The following is a 21,943-nucleotide window of genomic DNA, read 5'->3' as shown; positions in this document are numbered from 1 at the left end:
GCACACGAGCCTCTCCGCCTCTCCTTCCGGGAGTCACCGTGAGCTGTTCCGACCGACGTGATCTGGGCCTGCTGCTGCTCCGGCTGGGCACGGGCGGGGTGCTGGCCGCGCACGGCGCGCAGAAGCTGTTCGGCTGGTTCGGCGGGCACGGGCTCGAGGGCACCGGCCAGTTCATGGAGTCCGTCGGCTACGCGCCCGGCAGGGCGAGCGCGACCGCAGCCGGCCTGGCGGAGGCCGGCGGCGGCACCCTCCTCGCCCTGGGCCTCGCGACCCCGGCGGCGGGCGCGGCGGCGGCCGGCGCGATGGCCGGTGCGGCGACGGTCCACCTGCCCAACGGCTTCTTCGCCCAGGAGGGCGGCTACGAGTACGCGGCGAGCCTCGGCCTCGCGGCAGCGGGCCTCGCGGTGACGGGCCCCGGCCGCCTCTCCCTCGATCACGCCCTCGGCCACGTCTTCGACCGGGGCTGGATGGTGCCGGTGGCCCTGGGCGTCACGGCGGCGGCGACGGCACTGGTGATCGGGGCGCGGAACCAGCGGGTGCGGTTCAGGGCGGAGGGGCAGCAGGAGGTGCTGTTCGAGGAGTAGCCGATGACCGATGACCGGTAGCCGGTACGGCGCGGTGCCGCGACCATGGGAAGCTGCCCGGCATGACCGATCAGGACACCACGGGCACCGCCGCCACGGCCCTCTGGCCGACCATCGACGAACTCTGGTCCCGCCTGGAGGCCACCCGCAGGCACGCGGGACAGGAGGGCCTGCTCCTGCGCATTCTCAAGCTGTCCGAAGAGGTCGGCGAAGTCGCGGAGGCGGTGATCGGGGCCACCGGCCAGAACCCCCGCAAGGGCGTCACCCACACGTGGGAGGACGTCCAGGCGGAACTGTGCGACGTGGCGATCACGGCGTTGGTGGCCCTGCGGACGTTGACACCTGAGGCACGGGAGGTGTTCGAGGGGCATCTGGAGGGGGTGCGGGAGCGGCCGCTGAAACCGCCGGTGTGAAACCGCACTCGGGTTCGCGATCCGCGCTTGCGTGATGCCCAGGCTGCCTCAGCCTACGAACGTTTCTGCACGTGAGTCCCGCTCTGCCTGCGGGCCGGCGCGTCGGCCTTCCGCTGTTCCCACTCGTCCCACGCCATCTCAGGGCCTCCCCCCGTAGTTGCTGTCTCCGTACCACGGCGTCTGCCCCGGCCCCGGTGGCATGGCTACGTGAGTCTGGGCTGCCGCCGCTGAGCGTCGGCGCCTGCGCACCGCTCCGGCGGTGAGAACCCCACCGGCAAGCACTACGGCTCCAGCGCCCCCGAGAATCCATGGCAGTGCAGAGCCGCCGCTCCCAGATGCGGATGCTGCCGGCGATGGGCTGCTGCCATCCTTCGCGGGGGCCGTGGCCGACCCGTTGGGTGTCTTGGGCGCCGCTTGCTTGAAGTCGGGCAGGGGGTAGACGTCGGCCGGGCCGGGGTCACCGGGGTCGGTCAGCGCGATGCGGGGGCGGACGGCGCCGTAGCCGAGGTAGTCGGTGCGCTCCTTGCCGCTCGTCGGCTTGCTCGCCGTGTTGAGCATGACGCGCAGGACCTGGTTGTTGGTCCAGTTCGGGTGCCTGGACCAGATCAGGGCGGCGGAGGCGGAGGCGAGGGCTGTGGCGTCGCTGGTGCCGTGCGAACTGCACAGTTCTGTGCCGCCGAGGCAGGCGGAGATGATGTCCTCGCCCGGCGCTGTCAGATCGACCTGGGGGCCGTGCTCGGACTCCTTCGTCGCCTTGACGTTCTTGTCGATCGCTCCGACGCCCACTACGCCGGGAGTGGCGCCCGGGTAATTGACTTCGTTGAGGGCGTCGCCGTCATTGCCCACAGCTGCGAAGACCAGCTTGCCTTTGGACAGCGCGTAGGCGACGGCGTCCGTCAGCTCCCGAGAATTCGCGGCGCTGCCTCCCGAAATGCTGATGATCTGGGCGCGGGAATCGGCCGCGAACCGGATGGCCTTCGCCGTGGCGGTGGGAAAATCGTCCTGATTGCCGTCGGTGCGGTTGCGCTCGATGAAGCCCGGAGTGCGGATCGGCATGATCTTTGCCCCGGGGGCCAGGCCGTACGAGCCCGTCGTGGCGCCCTTGGCACCCGTACCGGCGATGAGTACGGCCATGGTGGTGCCGTGACCGTCGTAGTCCGTGCGTTCGTCACCGGCGCGCTTGGAGAAGTCCTTGCCGGCCACGACCTGGCCACGCAGGTCCGGAATATCGGCCTGGACACCGGTGTCGATCACCGCGACCGTGATGCCCTTGCCCGTGCTGGCCTTCCACATCTCATCGGCGTGCATGGCATCGAGGTACCACTGCCGCTCGCGGACGGTGTCGGCGTACGCCGGAGTGACGGCGATGCTCGCCAACAAGGCCCCCACGGCTGCGGACACGGCCCGGCTGTGCCGGCTTGCCCGCTCGCTGCGGCTGCGCATGGTCATCCTTCTCGTCCTATGTCTCCATCGGGCCCTTCGGGCAGGGGCGGTGGGAGCGTTCGGTTCTTCTTCTCCTCTGCCTGGTGCTCCCTGTCCTCCGTCCGGTCGGTCTCGCGGCTGCCAGAACGCCTGTCGCGGGCGGAGCGGTCGTCACGCTTCGGGGCGGGGGCGGAGACACCACGCGATGGTCCAACTCGCTGCTGCGACGGCTCGTTTGCGCTCGCTTCGCTTGCGGGTCGGACACCTCTCGAGGTGAAACCTGCCCGCTTGCGGTCTCGGGAAGGTCTGGGCTGCCCCCCGACGATCCCGTTGGACGAGGCAGGCATTCGCCCTCGCGCCGCACCCTCCCGGTTCGCAGTGCGGTCTTCGTCGCGGGCCGGCGTGGCTCCTGCGGCACGGCTTCTCAGCCCGGCGCCACGGCCGCTGGGAGCTTGCTGCTCGATCGGGGTGCCGCCGACGACGTTGCCCCGTGGAATCGCACCGGCAGGCCGTCCCGCCGTTGGCGGGACGGGACGACCGCCTGTGATGCCACTGACGCTTCTGGCAGAGGGGGAGCCGGTCGGCCCAGGCTCAGCGCCGGACTGACCACCGGTCGCACCGGGGCCGTAGGGGCCGGAGAATCCGCGTCCTGGGATACGCGGGCTCGTGGATGTGCCCGGTCCGGATGGCGTGGTCAGGGGGCCCCGGCCTCCGTACACATGACGCTCTCCTCCGGCTCGGACGCCGGGAGGCAGGGGCGTTCCCGTCCCGAACGCCGGCGGGAGAGGCCCGGTCACCGACGGTGTCCGACCGTCCGGAGCGCCCGGTCCGACAGGCGGCGCTGACGGGGAGGCGGGATTCACCGGAGACGGCAGGGTGCCTGTGCTGTCGATGACCGTGTTCGCGGCATCCACGTGATGTCGCGGCAGTGGCACATCTGACACGCTGGCTACATCCGTTGGATGGTGTGGCAGGGACACCCTCGACACAGGACTTGTCGGGCTCACGCTGGAGTCGACGGTTGTCTGCCGTGCTGGTACCTCCGTTCGCACAGGCGTCCCGGGGTAAGTCCCCTTCCCTCCGTCGGTAGGCGCGGAAATGTGGGTTTCGCCGCCAAACCGATCCGGCACGAATCGCTGAGGCAACTCCGGAAACCTCGGTGCCTCCAGCGCGCTGATCTGCTCCGTCGAGGCCGTGTACGACTGGGCGAGCTTCATCATCAGCCCCCCGGCCTCGGCACGGGTGCTGGCGTACTGGGTCTTGGCCTTCGTCACCTCGGAGTCCGACGGGCCGCCGCCGTGATCGCCGACGTTCGTCGCCTTCGCCGCGTGCGCCTCCAGCACCGAGCGCGGGCCCGCGCTCTGCTTGCGCAGGATCTCGAGCTGCGGCTTGACCTCGTGCAGCGTGTCCGCCGCGTGGCCCAGCCATTTGCCTGCGTTCTCGCTGTAGTCGCCCAGGCTCACTGTCGTCAGCGCCGCCTGGTGGCACCAGGTCCGGAACGCCTTGCCGCCCTCGCCTTCCCACTGGACCGCCATGCTGTGGGTCAGCAGATCGCCGCCGATCTCCTTGATCGTCTTGGCGGCCTCCGTCAGAAGCTTTCCGAGGGCGCCGGCCGTCGGCCCGTCGGCCGACTCGACCATGGCCCACAGCTGTTCGGGGTCCTGGAGCAGGAACCGCTCCTGCCTGACCGACTCCCACATGCGGTTGGCGAAGTCAGACATGGAGTCCCACCGCCTTCCCTTTCGACACCATCCCGTCGCGCTGCCTCATCACCACGGACATCACAGGCCGCCCGCCTGCGAGTCGGACGTGGAGCCGTGTCGGCCATGGCCGGGTGCATCCGTCCCGCCGTCAGCGTGTCCCTTTGCCTCCGGCCGGGCCTCATCGACAGCCAGCTTGTCGGCTTCGACACGGATGCGGTGCAGGCGATCGCGAACGTCGACGTCGAGATGGTGATAGTTGCTCTTCGACGCGTCGACCGTGACCATCAGCCCCTCGATCTGCAGCGCCAGCATCTTGGAAAGGCGCTCCAGTTGGGAATGCACCTGGGTGTAGGCACCGTGGAGCGCGTCGGCTTCGTCGAAGTTGCCCAGCCGGCCCGTCGGCAGGGCGCCGTCCGCGATCCTGTGCGGGGCGGCCTTCGAGTTCTCCAGCCGGGTCAGGAGGTCGTTCACCCGGTTCCTGAAGGCGGTCAAAGTCTCGGCCTCGACCCGCAGTTCCCGGGCCATGACGGCCCCGATGCCTGCGATCGGCCCGATGCCGGACGCGGCCAGCGCGCCGGCCGCCGATTCCAGCGCAGCCGCCGTTGCCTGCGGATCCCCCGTGTTGTCGGCCATCGAGTCCTCCCCCGTGCGGTCAGCACCTCAGCGGCACCTCAGCCACTGGTTTGTGGTGCCCCTGCCATCTCCATCCGTAACAGAAGCAACCCGGGCACGATACTCGTGATCTTTCCTGCTCACGGAATCTTGACGCCGCCCCGGTGCACGACTGACCGGAAAGTGGGCATGCCGTACGTCACAGGCACGCCGCTGCCTCCAGCCATGTCCTTGTTGCAGCCGGGAACGGGGCAGGGGCGTAGGCCCCATGGCACCCGGCCGCGGTGCACAGCGCGTGCGCAGTCACCCGGGAACCCCCGCGAGGCCGCAGGTGCGGGCAGAAACCCCAGCCGGACGCACAAAGGCCCCGGCCAGGACGTTCCCTGGTCAGGGCCCCCATGGCAGACGAGTCGGGCTGTACGCCGGGTTCTGTTCCCCGGTGCCCTCGCGGGCGTCGGGGCGACGGCCATCCATCTAGGGCCGGTGTTGCCACCGGCCTCGTGCGGTCTACCCGCGGACTCGGGCGGGCAGCCCTCGAGCGTCCGCGCAGAAACACCGGAGTGTTTCCTTTTGACCTTGCTCCGGGTGGGGTTTACCTAGCTGCCCAGGTCACCCTGGGCACTGGTGGTCTCTTACACCACCGTTTCACCCTTACCAGGGGCCGCAGCCCCGGGCGGTTTGCTTTCTGTGGCACTGTCCCGCGGGTCACCCCGGGTGGCCGTTAGCCACCACCCTGCCCTGTGGAGCCCGGACGTTCCTCGGGAAGCCCCCTAGGGGGACTCCACGCGGCCGTCCGCCCGGCTCGTCTGCCGTGTCGACCATGGTACCGGGCGCCGGGAGCGGCGCGGACCCGCTGCCGCCGTCGCCAGGACCGAGCCCATCAGGATCAGGGCGAAGGCCATCAGGACCGTCGCGGACAGGCGCTCGTCCAGGAAGATCGCGCCCGCCGCCACCGCCACCGCCGGGTTGACGTACGTGATCACCGTCGCCCGCGTCGGGCCCGCCTCCTTGATCAGCTCCAGGAACGCCACGAAGGCCACCGCCGTGCAGAGCACACCCAGGCCGGCCAGGGACGCCAGCGCGGAGGACGAGGGGACGGACGTCGGGCGCGTGGCCATCGCCAGCGGGGCGTAGACCAGCGCCGCCAGGGTCAGGCAGGCCGAGGTCAGGTGGAGTGACGGGACGTCCTTCATGCGGCGCGCGGCTATCAGCGGAGCGGTCGCGTAGCCCACGACCGTCACCAGGACCTCCGCCAGGGAGCGGCCGTCGCCGCCGGTCAGGTGGGGCAGGGTCAGGACCGTCACGCCGGCCAGCCCGAGGGCGAGGCCGGACAGCCGGCGGGCTCCCAGGTGTTCCGTGTCGCCCAGGAGACGGGCCGCGATCAGGCCCACGATCGGTACCCCCGCGATCAGCAGGCCCGACGTCGAGCTGGACAGGTGCCGTTCGGCGTCCGTGAGGGTGAACCAGGGGATCATGATCTCCAGGCACGCGAAGGCCAGCATGGGGCGCCAGTGGGTGCGTACGGTCGTGAGCAGGCCGCCCTGCCGTACGGCGAAGGGGAGCAGGAGGGCCGCGCCGAGCGCGCAGCGCGTGAACACCAGCACCGACGGGGACACCTCGGTCACCGCCACCTTGATCATGAGATAGGGGATGCCCCAGATCACTCCCATGAGGGAGAACAGGAACCAGCCGCGTGCAGTCATACGGTGAGTTTCGGCCGGCGCCTCACCGGGCGTCTTGAACGCTGTTGCGGTACGCCGCCGGCGTCACCCCGAGCACCCTGCGGAACCAGCGGGTCAGATGGGCCTGGTCGGCGAAGCCCACCAGCCCTGCCACCTCGGCCGGGCGCAGGCCCGCCTCCAGCAGTCCGCGCGCCCTGCTCACCCGGTACTGGGCGAGCCAGGCGTACGGGGGTATGCCCATGGTCGTACGGAAGGCGCGCAGGAGCTGGTAGCGGGACAGGCCCAGCTCGGCCGCGAGGTCGGCCAGCGGTGGGGGTGCCGTGAGGTCGTCGGCGAGGCGGTCGCGGACCGTCAGGGCGATCGCGCCCGCGCCGGGGATCTCGTCGGAGGTGGCCCTGGCCGTGGAGTGGCGGCGGGCCAGGGCCGTCAGCAGCCAGGGCAGGACGGACTCGGCCTGCAGCGGGTCCGGGCAGGCGGCGAGTTCCGTGTGGGCGCGGTGGAGGGCCCCGGCCAGCTCGGGGTCGTCCAGGAGGGGTTCGCGGAAGTGCGGGAGGCCGCAGAGGGTGCCGTCGGCCAGGAGGGACGGCTCGGCGTACAGGGCGCGGTAGGCGTAGCCGTCGGTGGCGTTGCCGGGGCCGCCGGTGTGCATCTCGCCCGGGTCGAGGACGACGATCGTGCCGGGGCCGGTGCGGATGTGGCCGCCCCGGTAGTCGATCACCTCACTGCCGCCGACGCAGACGCCGATCGTGTACTCGTCATGGGCGTGCGGGGCGTAGGTGTGCCGGCGGAAGTTCGCCGTCAGCAGGTCCAGCGGAGGTCCGCCGTGCCCCAGCCGGGCGCGCGTCCACAGCGCCTGTTCCGCCATCCCCCATCACCCCTCTCCAACCAAGAGTGCAACGCTTTCGGGCCCCGCTTCCATGCCGCACCCAGGTCGGCTTCCGCGGGAACGGCCGGAGTTCGGCACGGGGCGGGGGCTGTTCGGTGGCGAGGCGGTACACGTGGGGGTGGAGGGCCGGGTGCCGGCTCTTCGACGGCGCCCCGGCGCCCTTCAGGACTGGCTGGGCCGGGTGGCGGCCCACCTCAGGGAACCATCCGCTCCAGCGCCCCGAACGCCGACTCCAGCCGCATCCGGTGATCCCGCGCCACCTCCTGCACCGGGTCCCCGGCCAGCAGCCGGCAGGCGGAGGTGACGTAGACCGTGCGGTACGCCGCCACGGTCAGGGCCGCCAGGAGGGGCGGATCCGGCACGCCTGCCTCCCCGAGGGCGGTCGCGAGCGCCCGCTCCACCTCCTCGACGCCCTCGCGGGCGCGGGCGCGCAGGGCGGGCGAGGCGATCACGGTCCGCCAGAAGGGCAGGAAGGTCTCCCCCACCCCGCTCAACGGGTGCCGCCGGTCGAGGAGTTGGAGCGCGAGCCGGTGCAGGGCGGCCAGCGGGGTCTCGTCCGCCGTGCGCTCCCGTACGGCGGCGGCGAACAGCCCGACGGCCTCCGGGATGCGGTCGAGGAAGAGATCCTCCTTGCGCGGGAAGTAGTTGAAGACGGTCATCGCCGAGACGCCGGACACCCGGGCCACTTCGGCGACCGTCACCGCGTCGAAGCCCCGCTCCACGAAGAGCCCCGTCGCGATGTCCGAGATCCGCTGCCGCGTGGCGCGTTTCTTGCGCTCCCTCAGTGGAAGGCCCTCGTCCGGTTCCTCGCTCATGCGGAAAACTATAGCCACTCAAAACTTTTAGTCACTACAGTGAGGGCATGACGACGACGGATCACGCGGACACGGACTACGACGTGGTGGTGGCCGGCGCCGGCCCCGTGGGCCTCTTCCTCGGCTGTGAGCTGGGGCTCGGCGGGGCGCGGGTGCTGGTCGTGGAGCGGCTGACCGAGGTGGACGAGACGATCAAGGCGGGCTCGGTCAACATCCCGAGCGCGGTCGCCCTCTACCGGCGGGGGCTGCTGCCCGAGCTGGCGTCGGTGTGGGAGGCGGTGCGGGAACGGCTGCGTGCCTTCAGGGAGAGCGGCGGGGCCAAGGCCGCCATGAAGACCCCGCCCAAGTTCGCCGGGCACTTCGCCGGGATCGCGATGGACCCCGACCTCTTCGACGGCTCCGACCCCGCCTGGGAGGACGTCGGCCCCGCCGCCGACAGCGGGCTCGGCGTGCCCCAGGCCGAGCTGGAGCGGATCCTGGCCCGGCGGGCCGCGCGGCTCGGGGTTCAGGTGCGCCGGGGCGTGGAGCTGACCGGCTTCGACGCCGACGCGGACGGGGTCGCCGTGCACACCGGTGACGGGACGGTCCGGGCCGGCTGGCTGGTCGGCTGCGACGGCGGCCGCAGCACCGTCCGCAAGCTCGCCGGGTTCGACTTCCCGGGCACGGACCCCGAGATCACCGGCTATCAGGCGGTCGTGGAGATGTCCGGCGACGAGCGGCTGGGCGTGGGCTGGAACACCACCGACGTGGGGACGTACGTCAACGGGCCGTTCCCCGGCCGGATCCTCACCGTGGAGTTCGACGGACCCCCGGCCGACCGGTCCGCGCCCGTCACCGCCCGGGAGCTCGAGGCCGGTCTGCGCCGGGTGTCGGGCGTGCCCGAGGTCACCGTCCACAAGGTGATCACCGCGACGCGGTTCACCGACAACGCCCGCCAGGCCACCGACTACCGCAAGGGCCGGGTGCTGCTCGCGGGCGACGCGGCGCACGTCCACTCGCCGTTCGGCGGGCAGGGACTCAACCTCGGCCTCGGGGACGCGATGAACCTGGGCTGGAAGCTGGCCGCCGTCGTACGCGGCACGGCACCCGAGTCCCTGCTGGACACCTACACCGCCGAGCGGCACCCGATCGGCGCGTGGGTGCTCGACTGGACCCGGGCCCAGATCGCGGTGATGCGCCCGGACGGGCACGCCCGCGCCCTGCGCCGGGTGGTCACCGACCTGGCGCTGACCACCACGGGCACGACCTACTTCGTGAGCAGGATCTCCGGCATCTGGCAGCGCTACGACCTGCCCGGCGACCACCCGCTGACCGGCGCCAGCGCCCCCGACCTGGTGCTGGCGGACGGCTCCCGGCTCGGCGACCACCTGCACACCGGCCGCGCCCTGCTGCTCGACCTCGCCGACGACCCCGCGCTGCGCGCCCACACCGAGGGGTACGGCGACCGGCTGGACGTCCTCACGGCCGCGTGCCCGGACCGGCCCGCCCTGAAGGGGCTCTTCGTACGGCCGGACGGTTACGTCGCCTGGGCCGGCGAGGACGAGGGCGGCAAGGGCCTGCCGGAGCCCCTGGAACGCTGGCTCGGCCTGCCGCAAGCCGCCGCTTGACCCTGCCGCGACGTCAACGTCTGTACTGGTCCCATGCGGATCGGAGAACTCGCCGCCGCCGTCGGCGTCACGACGCGCACCGTGCGGCACTACCACCACCTGGGCCTGCTGCCCGAGCCCGAGCGCCTCTCCAACGGCTACCGTCACTACACGCTCCGGCACGCCGTCGTCCTCGCCCGGATCAGACGGCTGACCGAGCTGGGGCTGGGCCTGACCGAGGCGCGGGACGTGCTCGCCGACGACGCCGGGAAGGATCTGGTCGAGGTGCTCACCGAACTCGACGAGGACCTCGCCCGGCAGGAGGCGGAGATCCGGGAGCGCCGGCGGCGGCTGCGGGCGCTGCTGGACGCCGGGGAACTGCCGGCCGAAGGCCCGGTCTCACCTCAACTGGCCACGCTGCTCGCCGAGTTTCCCGGCGACGACTCCCCCATGGCCGCCAGGGACCGCGAGGTGCTCGCCCTGATCGACACCGGGGCGGCGCCCGAGGACCGGGAGCGGCTGATGTCCGCGCTGCGTGGCGCCCTGGACACCCCGGGCGCCCTCGCCCGGGCCCGGGAGGTGTACGCGCTGCTGGACGCGCTCGCGGACGCGGAACCGGACGACCCGCGCGTGGGGGAGGCGGCGCGTGCCCTGGCCGACTGTGTCCCGGCCGGGCTGCTGCCGGCGGGGGCGGCCGACGCCGACCACGCCGTACTGCGCGCCCTGTACGCCGACTTCGCGCCGGCGCAGGCCGAGGCGATCCGCCGCGGCCTCAATATCCTTGCGGGAGGGGGGAGATGAGGATGCTGGGCACACTGGGGCGGCTGGCCGGGCACGAGGCGCGGCTCTGCGCGAGCCTCGTGCTGTGGCCGGCCCGGCGTACTCAGGGCACCGCCGGCGGGCGGGCGTTCGGGTACATGCGCGGGCAGGGCGCGACGATGGCCGGACTCGTCTTCGTCTGCCTGGTCGAGACGGTCGGCGTGTCCGCGATGCTGCGCGGCATGCCCACCGCGCACGACGTCCTGCTGGTGCTGGACATCTACACCGTGCTGTTCGTCGTCGCCCTGCACGCGGCCTGCGTGGTCCGCCCCCATGTGCTGACCCCGGAGACGCTGCGGGTGCGCTACGGCGTCCATGTGGACCTGCGGATACCACGGGAGGCGATCAGCGTCGTGCGCCGGGAGACGCGGAACACGCACACTCCCGCGGACGAGACGCTCGACCTCGCCGTCGGCTCGCAGACGTCGGTCACGCTCGAACTCGCCGAGCCCGTCACCCACACGTCCTTCCTCGGCCGGGCGCGCGAGGTGAGCGTGGTGCGGCTGCATGCCGACGACCCCGGCGCGCTCGTCCGGGCCCTCATGCCGCGGTGACCCTCAGGCCACGGTGAAGAGGACCTTCTCCGTCACCGGGTCGGCCCGGACCAGCCGGACCCGCAGGCGTTCGCCCAGCGGCAGCCGGTCGCCCTCGATGCGGCCGATGACCGCCGGGGAGTCCACCTGGACCGTCCCGGCGGTCGGCCGGTGCTCGTCGACGTCGACCACACAGCCGTCGAAGACGTCACCGACCCGGTCCTTGAGCAGGGCCGCCTCGACGATGTCCACGCACTCGCGCTCGACGGTGCCGGCGATCCGGGAGCCGTCGGCCATCCGCCGGGGCAGCGCGTCGAGCGCGGCGAGCACCCAGTCGGGCGGGGCCTGGCCGGCGACGGCGGCGAGGCAGAGCTCCGAGGCGTAGCGGTCGGCGAGGCGCCGCAGCGGGGCGGTGCAGTGGGTGTAGGGGGCGGCGACGGCGGAGTGGGTCGTGATCGCGGGGAGGACGCCGTCCCGGAAGACGGTGTAACCGGCGCCGCGCAACAGGGTGGTGCACTCCTGGAGGAAGGCCGCGTGGTGGGCGTGGTGCGGGTCCAGGGTCCGGATCAGCGCGGCGTACGACACATGGTGCGGCCAGTCGATGTGCAGCGCGGTCGCGGTATGGCGCAGCCGGGCGACGGCGCCGTCCGGGGCGGCCGGGAGGGTGCGCAGGATGCCGGTGCCGTGGGCGAGCATCAGGTCGGCGGCGGCCATCCCGGTGAGCAGGGACAGCTGGGCGTTCCAGCCCTCGGCGGGCAGCGGGGCCCGGTAGCCGAGGACGTAGGTGTGGTCCTGCTCGGTGATCTCCTGCTCGGGCACGTTCAGGGAGATGCCGCCGCGTTCGGTCTCCTGTCGCTCCCGGGCCTCGCCGATCTCCTTGAGCAGCGCGACCGGCTCCTCGGCGGCCCGGGTGTCGATCTCCCGCTGCACGCGCGCGTAGTCGAGTCCGGCGCGGCTGCGGACGAGGGCGCGGCACACGTCGACGGCGATGGTCCGGCCCTCCGCGTCCAGGTCGATCGTCCACAGCACGGCCGGGCGGACCTGGTCCGGCAGCAGGCTTGCCGCGCCCTCGCCGAGCACGGTGGGGTGCAGCGGGATCCTCCCGTCGGGGAGGTACAGGGTGTTCACCCGCCGGTGCGCCTCGGCGTCCAGCGCTCCGCCGGGTACGACGAAGGCGGCGACGTCGGCGATGGCGTACCGGACCCGGTATCCGGTGCCCTGCCGGGAGAGGTGCGTCGCCTGGTCGAGATCGGTGGCGCCCGGGGGGTCGAGGGTGAAGAAGGGGACGTCCGTGGCGTCGTAGGACGGCAGGGCGGGCGCCTTCGCCGCGCGCTCGGCCTCGGCCCGCACCTCGGGCGGGAAGTCCTGCGGCAGCCCGAGCTCGGCACGCAGCGCGGCGAGGGCCGCTCGCAGGGGAGCCTCGGGGGCACCGGTCACGCGGATCTTGCGGCGGGGCATACAGCGAGCGTAGGTCGGGGTCGCGAGGGCGGCACGCCGTACGCTGTCGCGGAGGTCTACGTGAGGAGTACGTGTTGCTGGTCCTGCTGCCGCCCTCGGAAGGCAAGGCGAGCTCGGGCGAGGGCGCCCCGCTGAACCTTCAGTCGCTGTCCCTGCCGGGGCTGACCGCCGCGCGGGAGGCCGTGCTCACCGAGCTGGTCGAGCTGTGCACCGGTGACGAGGAGAAGGCGCGCGAGGTGCTCGGGCTGAGCGAGGGGCTGCGCGGCGAGGTCGCGAAGAACGCCGTCCTGCGCACGGCCGGCGCCCGTCCCGCCGGGGAGATCTACACCGGTGTCCTCTACGACGCCCTCGGCCTGGCCACCCTGGACGCGGCGGCCGGGAAGCGCGCGGCGGACTCGCTGCTGGTGTTCTCCGGCCTGTGGGGCGCCGTACGGGTCACGGACCGCATCCCCTCCTACCGCTGCTCGATGGGCGTGAAGCTGCCGGGGCTCGGCACGCCGGCCGGACACTGGCGGGCGCCGATGGCCGAGGTGCTGCCCGAGGCGGCCGGGGACGGCCTGGTGCTGGATCTGCGCTCCTCGGCGTACGCGGCGGCCTGGAGGCCGAAGGGCGAGCTCGCGGGGCGCACGGCGACGGTACGGGTACTGCACGCGCCCACCCGGAAGGTGGTCAGCCACTTCAACAAGGCGACCAAGGGCCGGATCGTACGGAGTCTGCTGACGGCCGGTACCGCCCCGGAGAACCCCGCCGAGCTGGTCGGGGTGCTGCGGGAGCTCGGGTACGTCGTGGAGGCGGAGGCGCCGGGCAGGGCGGGCAGGGCGTGGTCGCTGGACGTGCTGGTGGAAGAGATCCACTGAGGACCTCGGGGCATTGCAGCATGCGCAACGTTCATTGCGTGTGCTGCAGCGGCTGGGCACGATGAGGGCATGACCTCACCGCCGCCCTCCTCTTCGGCTGCCTCCGTCCTGGATCTCGCGCCCGTCGTGCCCGTCGTGGTCGTCTCCGACGCCGCCGACGCCGTACCGCTGGCGCGGGCGCTGGTGGCGGGCGGGCTGCCGGCGATCGAGGTGACGCTGAGGACTCCGGCGGCGCTGGACGCGATCCGGGCGATCGCCGCCGAGGTGCCCGGGGCCGTCGTCGGCGCGGGCACGGTGATCAGGCCGGAGCAGGTCGGCGCGTGCGTGGCGGCGGGGGCGCGGTTCCTGGTCAGCCCCGGGTGGACGGACGCGCTGCTGGCGGCGATGCGCGGGTCCGGGGTGCCGTTCCTGCCCGGGGTGTCGACCACCTCGGAGGTCGTGGCGCTGCTGGAGCGCGGGGTGCGGGAGATGAAGTTCTTCCCCGCGCAGGCGGCGGGCGGTACGGCCTATCTGAAGTCGCTGGCCGGACCCCTGCCGCAGGCCCGCTTCTGCCCGACCGGCGGGATCGGGCCGGCGAGCGCGCCGGAGTATCTGGCGCTGCCCAACGTGGGCTGCGTGGGCGGCAGTTGGATGATCCCGGCGGAGGCGGTGGCCGCCGGGGACTGGGCGCGGGTCGAGGAGCTGGCGCGGGGGGGCGGCGGGGCTCAGGGACGCAGGTGGGACGTGTCGTTGAACAGCCGTACGCTCGCGTTGCCGTCCGCGTAGTAGGCCACCGCCGACAGAGACGCCGCCGACAGTTCCATGCGGAACAGAGACTCGGGCGGGGCGCCGAGGGCGAGGCGGACGAAGGTCTTGATCGGGGTCACATGGCTGACCAGCAGGACCGTGCGGCCCGCGTGGGCGGCGACCAGCTTGTCACGCGTGGCCGCGATCCGGGTGGCCGTCTCGGCGAAGCTCTCGCCGCCGCCGGTGGGGTGGGCCTCCGGGTCGGCGAGCCAGGCGTTCAGGTCCTCGGGGTAGTGCTCGCGGACCTCGCCGAACGTGAGGCCCTCCCAGGCGCCGAAGTCCGTTTCACGCAGGCCCTCTTCGATCGTCACGTCGAGGCCGAGGCGGGTGGCGACGATGGCCGCGGTCTCGCGGGTGCGGGTGAGGGGGGAGGCGATGACGGCCTGGACGGTGCCGCGCCTGGCCAGTGCCTCGGCCGTGCGGTGGGCCTGTTCGCGGCCGGCGGCGGAGAGGGAGGGGTTGGTGCCGCCGCTGCCGGAGAAGCGCTTCTGGGGGGTGAGGGGGGTTTCGCCGTGGCGGAGCAGCACGAAGGTGGCGGGGGCACCGAGGTCCGGGGCGCTGCCCCACCCCGGGGTCGAGACCCGCTGCTCGTCGGGGGCGGCAGGACGCTGTCCGCCGGCGGCGGACGACGAGGTGTCCAGAGCCGCCGTGGACTCCGAGGGTGACCACTGCTCTCCCCTCACCCCCGCGTCCATCGCCTCGTTCGCCAAGCGGTCCGCGTGTCTGTTCTGCTCGCGGGGGATCCACTCGTAGGTGACCTGGTCCGGGGGGAAGACGGACCTCGACTCGGTGGCCAGGGGCTTCATGTCGGGGTGTTTGATCTTCCAGCGGCCCGACATCTGCTCGATGACGAGCTTGGAGTCCATGCGGACGTGCACCGTCGCGGTCGGGTCGAGGGCGTGGGCGGCGCGCAGGCCGGCCAGCAGGCCCCGGTACTCGGCCACGTTGTTGGTGGCGACGCCGATGTACTCGGCCACCTCGGTCAGCGGCTCGCCCGTGGCCGCGTCACGCACCACCGTGCCGTAGCCCGCGGGCCCCGGATTGCCCCGCGACCCGCCGTCCGCCTCGACGATGAACTCCCGCACCCCTGAAGCCCCTTACCGACTCTTACAGACCCGACTCGGCCGTACGCACCAGGATGCGGCGGCAGTTCTCGCAGCGCACCACCGTGTCCGGCGCCGCCGCCCGGATCTCGTTCAGCTCGGTGATGGCCAGCTCCTGACGGCAGCCCTGGCAGGTGCGGGCGTACAGCTTGGCCGCGCCGATGCCGCCCTGCTGCGCGCGCAGCTTGTCGTAGAGCTTGAGCAGCTCGGCGGGGATGCTGCCCGCGATGACCTCGCGCTCCTTCGTCACCGTCGCCACCTCGCCGTCGATCTCCTCGAACGCGGCGTCCCGGCGGCCGCCCGCGTCGTCGATCTTCGCCTGCACCGACGCGACGCGCTCGGTCAGCTCCCTCACCCGCTCCTGCGCGGCCTCGCGGCGCTCCATGACCTCCAGCACCACGTCCTCCAGGTCGCCCTGCCGCTTGGCGAGGGAGGCGATCTCGTGCTGGAGGTTGGACAGGTCCTTGGGCGAGGTGACCGCGCCGGAGTCCAGGCGCTGCTGGTCGCGGGCGGCGCGCTGGCGCACCTGGTCCACGTCCTGCTCGGCCTTGGTCTGCTCGCGGGCGGTGTCGCTCTCCTCGGTCTGCGCGGCGACGAGCAGGTCCCGCAGCTGGACGAGGTCCTTGTTCAGCGAGTCGATCTCGGCGTGCTCGGGCAGCGACCTCCGCTTGTGCGCGAGCTGCTGCAGGCGGACGTCGAGGTCCTGGACGTCGAGGAGGCGGATCTGGTCGGCGGGCGCGGCGTTCAGTTGGGGGCTCCCGAATCAGCTAGAGGTGCTAGAGGTGGTGGACGCCGCGTGGGCGGTCCAGGGGTCGGTGACCGTCTTGGAGACGTGGACGCGAAGGTCCCAGCCGTGGCGGTCGGAGATCTCGTCGAGCTGGCTCGCGGCCAGCTCGCACCAGGGCCACTCGGTGGCCCAGTGCGCCGCATCGAGCAGCGCGAGGGGGGTGTGGGCGACGGCTTCGGACGCCGGGTGGTGGCGCAGGTCGGCGGTGAGGAAGGCGTCGGCTCCGGCCGCGCGGACCTGGTCGAAGAGGCTGTCGCCGGAGCCGCCGCTGACGGCGATCGTGCGGACGAGCCGCTCGGGGTCACCCGCCACCCGGATGCCCTGCGCGGTGGCCGGCAGCCGCTCGGCCACGCGCGCGGCCAGCTCGCGGACGGTGAGCGGGTGGTCGAGTTCGCAGACGCGGCCGAGGCCGCGGCGGCCCTCCGGATCGGTGGGGTCCGGGACCAGGGGGCGTACGACCCTCAGGTCCAGCGCGCCCGCGAGCGCGTCCGAGACACCCGGGTCCGCCGTGTCGGCGTTGGTGTGGGCCACGTGCAGCGCGATGTCGTTCTTGATCAGCGTGTGCACGGCACGGCCCTTGAAGTGGGTGGCCGCGACCGTGGTCGTCCCGCGCAGATAGAGCGGGTGGTGGGTGACCAGCAGGTCGGCGCCCAGCTTCACCGCCTCGTCGACGATCTCCTGCACGGGGTCGACGGCGAACAGGACCCGGGTGACCTCCTGGTCGGGGTCGCCCACGACCGTGCCGACCGCGTCCCAGGACTCGGCCCGCTCGGCGGGCCACAGGTTCTCCAGCGCGGCGATGACTTCAGACAGACGGGGCACGAAGGTAAGGCTACCTGGCTGGTCCCGGCGGCCGTACCGCATCCGTCCGGTCTGACCCCGCTCAGCACAAAGGCCCCGCTTTCCTCAGGTGAATCGCTTCTGCGCCACCCGTATGTGTGAAGCAGGAGTCGCCCCGTCCCCCGCCTGTGCGTACGAAAACTAGCTTCGTCGCCGGAGGTGACCGAACGATGACGGCCTGTGCGATCGAACCCCCCTCCACGGGCGGGCACGACAGTGTGCCGGGGACGGCGTTCGCCGTGACGGCGGACGGCGCGTACGCGGCCCGGCTCGCCCCGGCCGGGGACTGCTGGTTCCCCGAGCGCTGGACCCTGGACGGCCCGGAGCCGTACGCCGTACCGCTGCCCGGCAACCAGCCCGAGGAGCCCGGCACCGAGGTGCAGCCCCTGTCCGACGGCCGGGTGCTGATCCACCGGCTGGTCGAGCACCGGCACGCCTTCTCGCTGCTGTACCCGACCGGCCCCGGCACCGGTGAGCTGCCGCTGGGCGCGGTGGAGTGCCCCGAGCCCGGCACCCGGCTCACGCTGCTGCCGCCCGCCCCGGGAGGCGTACGGGCGTACGCCCTCGCCGTAGGGCCCCGGTCGAGTGCGGTGTGGCTGGTGGCGGGCGGGGCGTTCGGGCCCGAGCGGCTCGCCGAGGTGCCGGGGCGCTGTTCGGGCGGGGTCTGGCTGGACCGCGCCGGGCGGATGCTGGCGCTGGACCGGGAGCCGGCCGGCGGGCCGGTCAAGACGGTCGTGGTGGACCTGGAGCGCGCGGAGGTCTCGCCGCTTTTGCAGATCGCGGCCGGGAGCGACGACCGGCTACTGCTCGCCGACCCCGACAGCGGGCTGCTGCTCATCTCCTCCGACGCGCCCTCGCCGGGGCGGGAACGGCTGGGCTGGGGCGTGCTCGGCAGCACGCTGCCGGTGCGTTTCCCGGAGTGCCTCAGGGTGCCGGACTGCGCGGTGAGACCGTTCGCGATCCAGCCGGGGCAGGTGCTGATGCCGGAGAACTGCGCGGTGGCGCTGCGCGTCGACGGGCCGTTCGGCAACAGCTGGGTGGGCATCTGGCGGCCGGCCGGGCGGGAGGTGAGTCATCTCCCGGCGCCCGGGGGCTGGCGGGCCGGGGCCGGGCTGTGGACACGGGACGGGGTGCTGCGGCTGCCGTACACCACGGAGGAGACTCCGTGCGGCGTGGCGGAGCTGACGGCGCCCAGGGGGGAGATGGCCGCGGGGAGCGGTACTGCCGCGGTCATGGGGGGTTCGGGGGGATCCGGGGGCGCGGGTCTGGAGGGTCCGGTCCGGGACGGCACGGCTTCCGGGGCGCTCGGGGCGTCCCCGGAGCCGACGGAACCGGATCCTCCGGAACCTGTGGGACCAGGTACTCCGGAGCCTGCCGCACCAGGCGCTCCGCAGCCCGCGGCATGGGGCACGCCGGAACCGGCGGAACCGGCTTCGGCGCCCGCGGAACCGGGCGCTCCCGAGCCTGTGGCGCCGGGCGCTCCGGGGCCGGTGATGGCGCGTCCGGTGCCGTTGCAGCAGGCGCCTCTGGGACGTCTTGTAACGAACTAGTGCCGGTTGGCGTGTGCGCCTGGATTCGGCCCGTGGTGCGCCGGTTAGACTCGCCCGGCTGTACGAAAGATCATGTTGACGGGGTGAATACTTCCGATGAGCGACACCAGCACCACGAACCAGCTGTCTGCCGACTCTCAGGAGGCTGCCGGCCACGGCCGGCACCGGGGCCAGATCGCGGCCCAGGAGAGCGAGTCCGCTCCGCACGGCCGGCACCGCAAGCCGGCCGAGGAGACCGCGGAGGCGGCTGCCTGACGGTGGGAAACGAAAGGAGGGGGCGTCCGACGGGCGCCCCCTCTCCGTCTTTCCTCACCCGTTGTCACCCACGCTTCAGCCCCAGCACCTCCGCAGCCGCGAAGGTCTCCCCCGGCGGCCGGTCCGCGTAGTGCGGGGTGAGCAGCGCGTCGAGCTCGTCGTAGCTGAACGTCTCCTGCTTGCTGTCGAACTTCGCCTGCACCCGCGGCCGTTCGACGATCGCGACCATGCCGCCGTGCACGACGAGCAGCTGCCCGTTGACCCGGGCGGCGGCCGGTGCGGCCAGGTAGCCGACGAGCGGGGCGACATGCTCGGGGGCCAGCGGGTCCAGACCCTCGGTGGGCTGCTCGAACCCGGCGAAGACGTCCTCGGTCATCCGGGTCCGGGCGCGCGGGCAGATGGCGTTGGCCGTGACGCCGTACCTGGCGAGGGCGAGGGCGGTGGAGGTGGTCAGGCCGACGATTCCGCCTTTCGCGGCAGCGTAGTTGGGCTGCCCGGCGGAGCCGGCGAGGAACGCCTCCGAGGAGGTGTTGACGATCCGCCCGTAGACCTTCTCCCCCCCGGCCGCCTTGGACCGCTCCCGCCAGTGCCGGGCGGCGAAGTGGGTGGTGTTGAAGTGGCCCTTGAGGTGGACGCGGATCACCGAGTCCCACTCGTCCTCGGTCATGGAGAAGACCATGCGGTCACGCAGGATGCCCGCGTTGTTGACGAGGATGTCGAGCCTGCCGAACTCGGCGATCGCCGACTGCACCAGCTCTTCGGCCTGTTGGAAGTCGGCGACGTCTCCGGTGTGGGCGACCGCCCGGCCGCCTTGTGCGCGGATCTCGGCGGCGACCTGTTCGGCCGGTCCCGCCGAGGCCTCCCCCGAGCCGTCCCGGCCGGGCTGCCCGTAGTCGTTGACGACGACGGCCGCGCCGAGCCGCGCGAGTTCCAGGGCCTCGGCCCGGCCGAGCCCGCGTCCCGCACCCGTGACGACGGCGGACAGCCCCTTCAAAGGTCCCTCGGATGGCAGTGCCATGCCGGTCCCCGTCCTCAGATCTCGATGCACGTACGCAGGGCGGTCCCGGTACGCATCTGGTCCAGTGCCTCGTTGATCCCGGTCAGTTGGACCCGGTGGGTGATCAGGCCCGCCAGGTCGACGCGGCCGGCCCGCCACAGGGCGATGGTGCGCTCGTAGGAGCGCAGCACGTCGCCGCCGCCGTACATGGACGGCAGGATGCGCTTCTCGTCGAAGAACAGCTCGAACATGTTGAGCCGCAGGAAGTCGTCCATGGCGCCGGCGCCGACCACGACGAGGGTGCCGCCGCGCCGGGTGTTCTCGTAGGCGGTGCGGGCGGTGGCGGACCTCCCGACGACCTCGAAGACGTAGTCGAAGCCCTCGCCGCCGGTGACCTGCTGCTTGGCGTCGGCCAGCTCCTCCGGCGCGACCGCCTTCGTGGCCCCGAACCTGAGGGCCGACTCGCGCCGGGAGGCGACCGGGTCCACGGCGACGATCTCGGCGGCGCCCTTCAGCCGCGCCCCTTGCACCGCCGAGATGCCGACCCCTCCGCACCCGATGACGGCGACCGACGAACCGGCCTCCACATCGGCGGTGTTGAGGGCGGCACCGAGACCGGTGGTGACCCCGCAGCCGATCAGCGCGGCGATGTCGAAGGGCACGTCGTCCGGGATCGGCACCGCGCAGCCGGCGTCGACCACGACCTCCTCGGCGAAGGTGCCGGTGCCGGCGAAGCCGAAGACGTCACCGCCGGAGCGCCTGAAGTTGGGGGTGCCCGCGTTCATGAACCCGGCCAGGCACAGCTCGGTCTGCCCGCGCCTGCAGGCCGGACAGGCGCCGCAGGCGGGCAGCCAGCAGATGACGACCCGGTCGCCCGCCTTCAAGTGCCTTACGCCCTCCCCCACTTCGAGGATCTCGCCCGCACCCTCGTGCCCCGGCACGAACGGCGCGGGCTGCGGCAGCACCCCGTTCATCGCGGACAGGTCCGAGTGGCACAGCCCCGTCGCCCGCACCCGGACCCTGACCCTGCCGGGGCCGAAGCCCACCGCCTCGACGTCGTCGAGGACCTCCAGCTTTTCCTGGCCGATCTCGTGCAGTACGGCTGCGCGCATGGTGCGGCTCCCCTCGATGCTGGTTTCAGGAGTGCTCTACGACGGTGTCCACGAGGACCGGCGCATCCCCCCGCTCGACGGCGCTCACGGCCACCCGCACGCTTCCGTCCTGCCGCCACATGCGGATGCGCAGGGTCTCCCCCGGGTAGACGACGCCCGCGAACCGGGTGGCGTACGACCGCACCCGGCTCACGTCGCCGCCGAGCAGCGTGTCCACGACCGCCTTGAGCGTGATGCCGTAGGTGCACAGGCCGTGCAGGATGGGCTTGTCGAAGCCGGCGAGCTTGGCGAACTCGGGGTCGGCGTGCAGCGGGTTCCAGTCGCCGGAGAGGCGGTAGAGGAGGGCCTGGTCCTCGCGGACGGGGCGTTCGACGATCCTGTCCGGTTCACCGCTGGGCGGATCGAGCCGGTTGGAGGGGCCCCGGTCGCCGCCCCACCCGCCCTCCCCCCGTACGAAGATCTGGGCGTCGTTCGTCCACAGCGGGCCGTCGGCGTCGGCGACCTCCGTGCGCAGGACCAGGATGGCGGCCTTGCCCTTGTCGTAGACGGCGGCGAGCCGGTGGGTCGCGGTCGCCGTGCCCTCGGCCGGGATGGGGCGGTGGATCTCCAGGGTCTGTCCGCCGTGCAGGACCTTGGCGAGCTCGACCTCGACACCGGGCATGGACAGCCCGCTGATCACGCCGGGCGCGCCGGAGCCGGCGACGGTGGCGAAGCTCGGCAGGACGTGCAGCCGGGACTCCAGGGTGTAGCGCAGCTCGTCGGGGTCGGTGGCGGGGGCGTCCTTGTCGGGGTTGGCTCCCGCGCCGATGCCGAGGTGGTAGAGCTGGACGTCCTTGGTGGTCCAGGAGATCTCGCCGGTCCGGGGTCCGGCCGCGAGGGCTCGGCTTGCGTCGATGGGCATACGGCTCCTGACACTGGCGGTTCAAGACCCCGGTGCGGACGTCCGCACCGTCGGCCGCACCGAGGTCGCTACGGGCCGATCTAGAACGCGTTCCAGTCCGGCGCCCTCTGTATAGCCCAGGGCTCCACAGTTGTGAAGGCTCCTGACACTGTGTCAGCTCAGCGGGACAGTGACATTCGTACTGCCCGAGTCCGTACATGCGCATCTGCCGGGGCGGGCCCGCGCTCCCTAGCGTCGTAGGC

The 21,943-nt window shown here is 72.6% G+C and carries 19 protein-coding genes, 1 other RNA gene and 2 pseudogenes; 9 read left to right on the top strand and 13 right to left on the bottom strand.

Annotated features, from left to right (window positions below):
• Positions 1-38 precede the first annotated feature (38 nt).
• Positions 39-584: a DoxX family membrane protein gene (locus tag ABT288_RS09560; protein WP_351604480.1), complete on the top strand. Its 546-nt coding sequence runs from the start codon at positions 39-41 to the stop codon at positions 582-584.
• 62 nt (positions 585-646) lie between these two features.
• Positions 647-997: a MazG-like family protein gene (locus tag ABT288_RS09555; RefSeq protein WP_351604478.1), complete on the top strand. Its 351-nt coding sequence runs from the start codon at positions 647-649 to the stop codon at positions 995-997.
• Positions 998-1,135: 138 nt separating this feature from the next.
• Here the strand turns inward: ABT288_RS09555 and mycP are convergent, their stop codons facing one another.
• The 6 genes and pseudogenes from mycP to ABT288_RS09525 all read right to left on the bottom strand — a co-directional run bounded on the left by mycP (position 1,136) and on the right by ABT288_RS09525 (position 8,117).
• Entirely contained in the window at positions 1,136-2,440 is a 1,305-nt protein-coding gene (mycP, locus tag ABT288_RS09550; protein ID WP_351604476.1) for a type VII secretion-associated serine protease mycosin, read from the bottom strand.
• A gap of 1,760 nt (positions 2,441-4,200) precedes the next feature.
• Positions 4,201-4,755 carry a DUF2563 family protein gene (locus ABT288_RS09545; RefSeq protein ID WP_351604474.1) on the bottom strand — a complete coding sequence of 185 codons (555 nt, stop codon included), beginning with the start codon at positions 4,753-4,755 and terminating at the stop codon, positions 4,201-4,203.
• A 381-nt stretch (positions 4,756-5,136) separates the two neighbouring features.
• An RNA gene (rnpB, locus tag ABT288_RS09540) (RNase P RNA component class A) lies at positions 5,137-5,539 on the bottom strand.
• Between the two features lie 118 nt (positions 5,540-5,657).
• Positions 5,658-6,374, bottom strand: a pseudogene (locus tag ABT288_RS09535) (DMT family transporter); the annotation flags it as partial.
• A gap of 85 nt (positions 6,375-6,459) precedes the next feature.
• On the bottom strand, positions 6,460-7,281 hold the full coding sequence (locus ABT288_RS09530; protein WP_351604472.1) for a helix-turn-helix domain-containing protein: 822 nt from the start codon (positions 7,279-7,281) through the stop codon (positions 6,460-6,462).
• Between the two features lie 215 nt (positions 7,282-7,496).
• Positions 7,497-8,117 (bottom strand): TetR/AcrR family transcriptional regulator, encoded by a 621-nt coding sequence (locus ABT288_RS09525; RefSeq protein ID WP_351604470.1) that lies wholly within the window; start codon positions 8,115-8,117, stop codon positions 7,497-7,499.
• 47 nt (positions 8,118-8,164) lie between these two features.
• Between ABT288_RS09525 and ABT288_RS09520 the strand changes: the two genes are divergently transcribed.
• Genes ABT288_RS09520 through ABT288_RS09510 form a run of 3 tightly spaced genes read left to right on the top strand, consistent with a single transcriptional unit; the run spans position 8,165 to position 11,076 of the window.
• A complete protein-coding gene (locus tag ABT288_RS09520; protein WP_351604468.1) occupies positions 8,165-9,724 on the top strand; it encodes an FAD-dependent monooxygenase in 1,560 nt (519 codons plus the stop codon).
• A 33-nt stretch (positions 9,725-9,757) separates the two neighbouring features.
• Positions 9,758-10,504 carry a MerR family transcriptional regulator gene (locus ABT288_RS09515; protein WP_351604466.1) on the top strand — a complete coding sequence of 249 codons (747 nt, stop codon included), beginning with the start codon at positions 9,758-9,760 and terminating at the stop codon, positions 10,502-10,504.
• Positions 10,505-10,506: 2 nt separating this feature from the next.
• Positions 10,507-11,076: a hypothetical protein gene (locus ABT288_RS09510; protein ID WP_351604464.1), complete on the top strand. Its 570-nt coding sequence runs from the start codon at positions 10,507-10,509 to the stop codon at positions 11,074-11,076.
• 3 nt (positions 11,077-11,079) lie between these two features.
• Here ABT288_RS09510 and ABT288_RS09505 read toward each other — a convergent pair whose 3' ends face one another.
• A complete protein-coding gene (locus ABT288_RS09505; RefSeq protein ID WP_351604462.1) occupies positions 11,080-12,513 on the bottom strand; it encodes an RNB domain-containing ribonuclease in 1,434 nt (477 codons plus the stop codon).
• 74 nt (positions 12,514-12,587) lie between these two features.
• On the opposite strand from ABT288_RS09505, the gene yaaA reads away from it, so the two are divergent.
• Complete coding sequence (gene yaaA / locus ABT288_RS09500) at positions 12,588-13,370, top strand: peroxide stress protein YaaA (protein ID WP_351604563.1); 783 nt, start codon at positions 12,588-12,590, stop codon at positions 13,368-13,370.
• Positions 13,371-13,439: 69 nt separating this feature from the next.
• Positions 13,440-14,103 (top strand): annotated as a pseudogene (eda, locus tag ABT288_RS09495) (bifunctional 4-hydroxy-2-oxoglutarate aldolase/2-dehydro-3-deoxy-phosphogluconate aldolase).
• Here the strand turns inward: eda and ABT288_RS09490 are convergent.
• Genes ABT288_RS09490 through ABT288_RS09480 form a run of 3 tightly spaced genes read right to left on the bottom strand, consistent with a single transcriptional unit; the run spans position 14,075 to position 16,868 of the window.
• Entirely contained in the window at positions 14,075-15,241 is a 1,167-nt protein-coding gene (locus ABT288_RS09490; protein WP_351604458.1) for a bifunctional RNase H/acid phosphatase, read from the bottom strand. The pseudogene eda and the gene ABT288_RS09490 sit on opposite strands and share 29 nt — an antisense overlap.
• Before the next feature lie 22 nt (positions 15,242-15,263).
• Positions 15,264-16,007, bottom strand: a complete 744-nt coding sequence (locus ABT288_RS09485; RefSeq protein WP_351604561.1) for a zinc ribbon domain-containing protein — start codon at positions 16,005-16,007, stop codon at positions 15,264-15,266.
• Between the two features lie 15 nt (positions 16,008-16,022).
• On the bottom strand, positions 16,023-16,868 hold the full coding sequence (locus tag ABT288_RS09480) for a Nif3-like dinuclear metal center hexameric protein (RefSeq protein WP_351604456.1): 846 nt from the start codon (positions 16,866-16,868) through the stop codon (positions 16,023-16,025).
• 188 nt (positions 16,869-17,056) lie between these two features.
• Between ABT288_RS09480 and ABT288_RS09475 the strand changes: the two genes are divergently transcribed.
• Together ABT288_RS09475 and ABT288_RS09470 are read left to right on the top strand one after the other, a co-directional pair.
• Positions 17,057-18,436 carry a hypothetical protein gene (locus tag ABT288_RS09475; RefSeq protein ID WP_351604454.1) on the top strand — a complete coding sequence of 460 codons (1,380 nt, stop codon included), beginning with the start codon at positions 17,057-17,059 and terminating at the stop codon, positions 18,434-18,436.
• A gap of 96 nt (positions 18,437-18,532) precedes the next feature.
• Complete coding sequence (locus ABT288_RS09470) at positions 18,533-18,691, top strand: hypothetical protein (RefSeq protein WP_351604452.1); 159 nt, start codon at positions 18,533-18,535, stop codon at positions 18,689-18,691.
• Between the two features lie 64 nt (positions 18,692-18,755).
• Here ABT288_RS09470 and ABT288_RS09465 read toward each other — a convergent pair whose 3' ends face one another.
• Genes ABT288_RS09465 through chsH3 form a run of 3 tightly spaced genes read right to left on the bottom strand, consistent with a single transcriptional unit; the run spans position 18,756 to position 21,701 of the window.
• On the bottom strand, positions 18,756-19,709 hold the full coding sequence (locus ABT288_RS09465; protein WP_351604450.1) for a 3-oxoacyl-ACP reductase: 954 nt from the start codon (positions 19,707-19,709) through the stop codon (positions 18,756-18,758).
• A 14-nt stretch (positions 19,710-19,723) separates the two neighbouring features.
• The gene (locus ABT288_RS09460) at positions 19,724-20,800 is read right to left on the bottom strand and encodes a Zn-dependent alcohol dehydrogenase (RefSeq protein ID WP_351604448.1); all 1,077 of its coding nucleotides are present in this window, start codon (positions 20,798-20,800) and stop codon (positions 19,724-19,726) included.
• Between the two features lie 25 nt (positions 20,801-20,825).
• A complete protein-coding gene (chsH3, locus tag ABT288_RS09455) occupies positions 20,826-21,701 on the bottom strand; it encodes an enoyl-CoA hydratase ChsH3 (protein ID WP_351604446.1) in 876 nt (291 codons plus the stop codon).
• Positions 21,702-21,943: the final 242 nt, after the last annotated feature.

This window comes from Streptomyces sp. NPDC001093 (genome assembly GCF_040298985.1).
Classification (GTDB): domain Bacteria; phylum Actinomycetota; class Actinomycetes; order Streptomycetales; family Streptomycetaceae; genus Streptomyces.
Note: the sequence above shows the minus strand (reverse complement) of the source record. Positions and strands in the feature narration are given on the sequence as shown.

What these genes read in the sequence shown, in the direction of transcription:
- mycP (WP_351604476.1), bottom strand. Translation starts at nt 2,440, where the DNA reads ATGCGCAGCCGCAGCGAGCGGGCAAGCCGGCACAGCCGGGCCGTGTCC.
- ABT288_RS09545 (WP_351604474.1), bottom strand. Translation starts at nt 4,755, where the DNA reads ATGGCCGACAACACGGGGGATCCGCAGGCAACGGCGGCTGCGCTGGAA.
- ABT288_RS09465 (WP_351604450.1), bottom strand. Translation starts at nt 19,709, where the DNA reads ATGGCACTGCCATCCGAGGGACCTTTGAAGGGGCTGTCCGCCGTCGTC.
- ABT288_RS09515 (WP_351604466.1), top strand. Translation starts at nt 9,758, where the DNA reads ATGCGGATCGGAGAACTCGCCGCCGCCGTCGGCGTCACGACGCGCACC.
- ABT288_RS09555 (WP_351604478.1), top strand. Translation starts at nt 647, where the DNA reads ATGACCGATCAGGACACCACGGGCACCGCCGCCACGGCCCTCTGGCCG.
- ABT288_RS09510 (WP_351604464.1), top strand. Translation starts at nt 10,507, where the DNA reads ATGCTGGGCACACTGGGGCGGCTGGCCGGGCACGAGGCGCGGCTCTGC.
- ABT288_RS09475 (WP_351604454.1), top strand. Translation starts at nt 17,057, where the DNA reads ATGACGGCCTGTGCGATCGAACCCCCCTCCACGGGCGGGCACGACAGT.
- ABT288_RS09505 (WP_351604462.1), bottom strand. Translation starts at nt 12,513, where the DNA reads ATGCCCCGCCGCAAGATCCGCGTGACCGGTGCCCCCGAGGCTCCCCTG.
- chsH3 (WP_351604446.1), bottom strand. Translation starts at nt 21,701, where the DNA reads ATGCCCATCGACGCAAGCCGAGCCCTCGCGGCCGGACCCCGGACCGGC.
- ABT288_RS09460 (WP_351604448.1), bottom strand. Translation starts at nt 20,800, where the DNA reads ATGCGCGCAGCCGTACTGCACGAGATCGGCCAGGAAAAGCTGGAGGTC.
- ABT288_RS09530 (WP_351604472.1), bottom strand. Translation starts at nt 7,281, where the DNA reads ATGGCGGAACAGGCGCTGTGGACGCGCGCCCGGCTGGGGCACGGCGGA.
- ABT288_RS09520 (WP_351604468.1), top strand. Translation starts at nt 8,165, where the DNA reads ATGACGACGACGGATCACGCGGACACGGACTACGACGTGGTGGTGGCC.
- ABT288_RS09525 (WP_351604470.1), bottom strand. Translation starts at nt 8,117, where the DNA reads ATGAGCGAGGAACCGGACGAGGGCCTTCCACTGAGGGAGCGCAAGAAA.
- ABT288_RS09470 (WP_351604452.1), top strand. Translation starts at nt 18,533, where the DNA reads ATGAGCGACACCAGCACCACGAACCAGCTGTCTGCCGACTCTCAGGAG.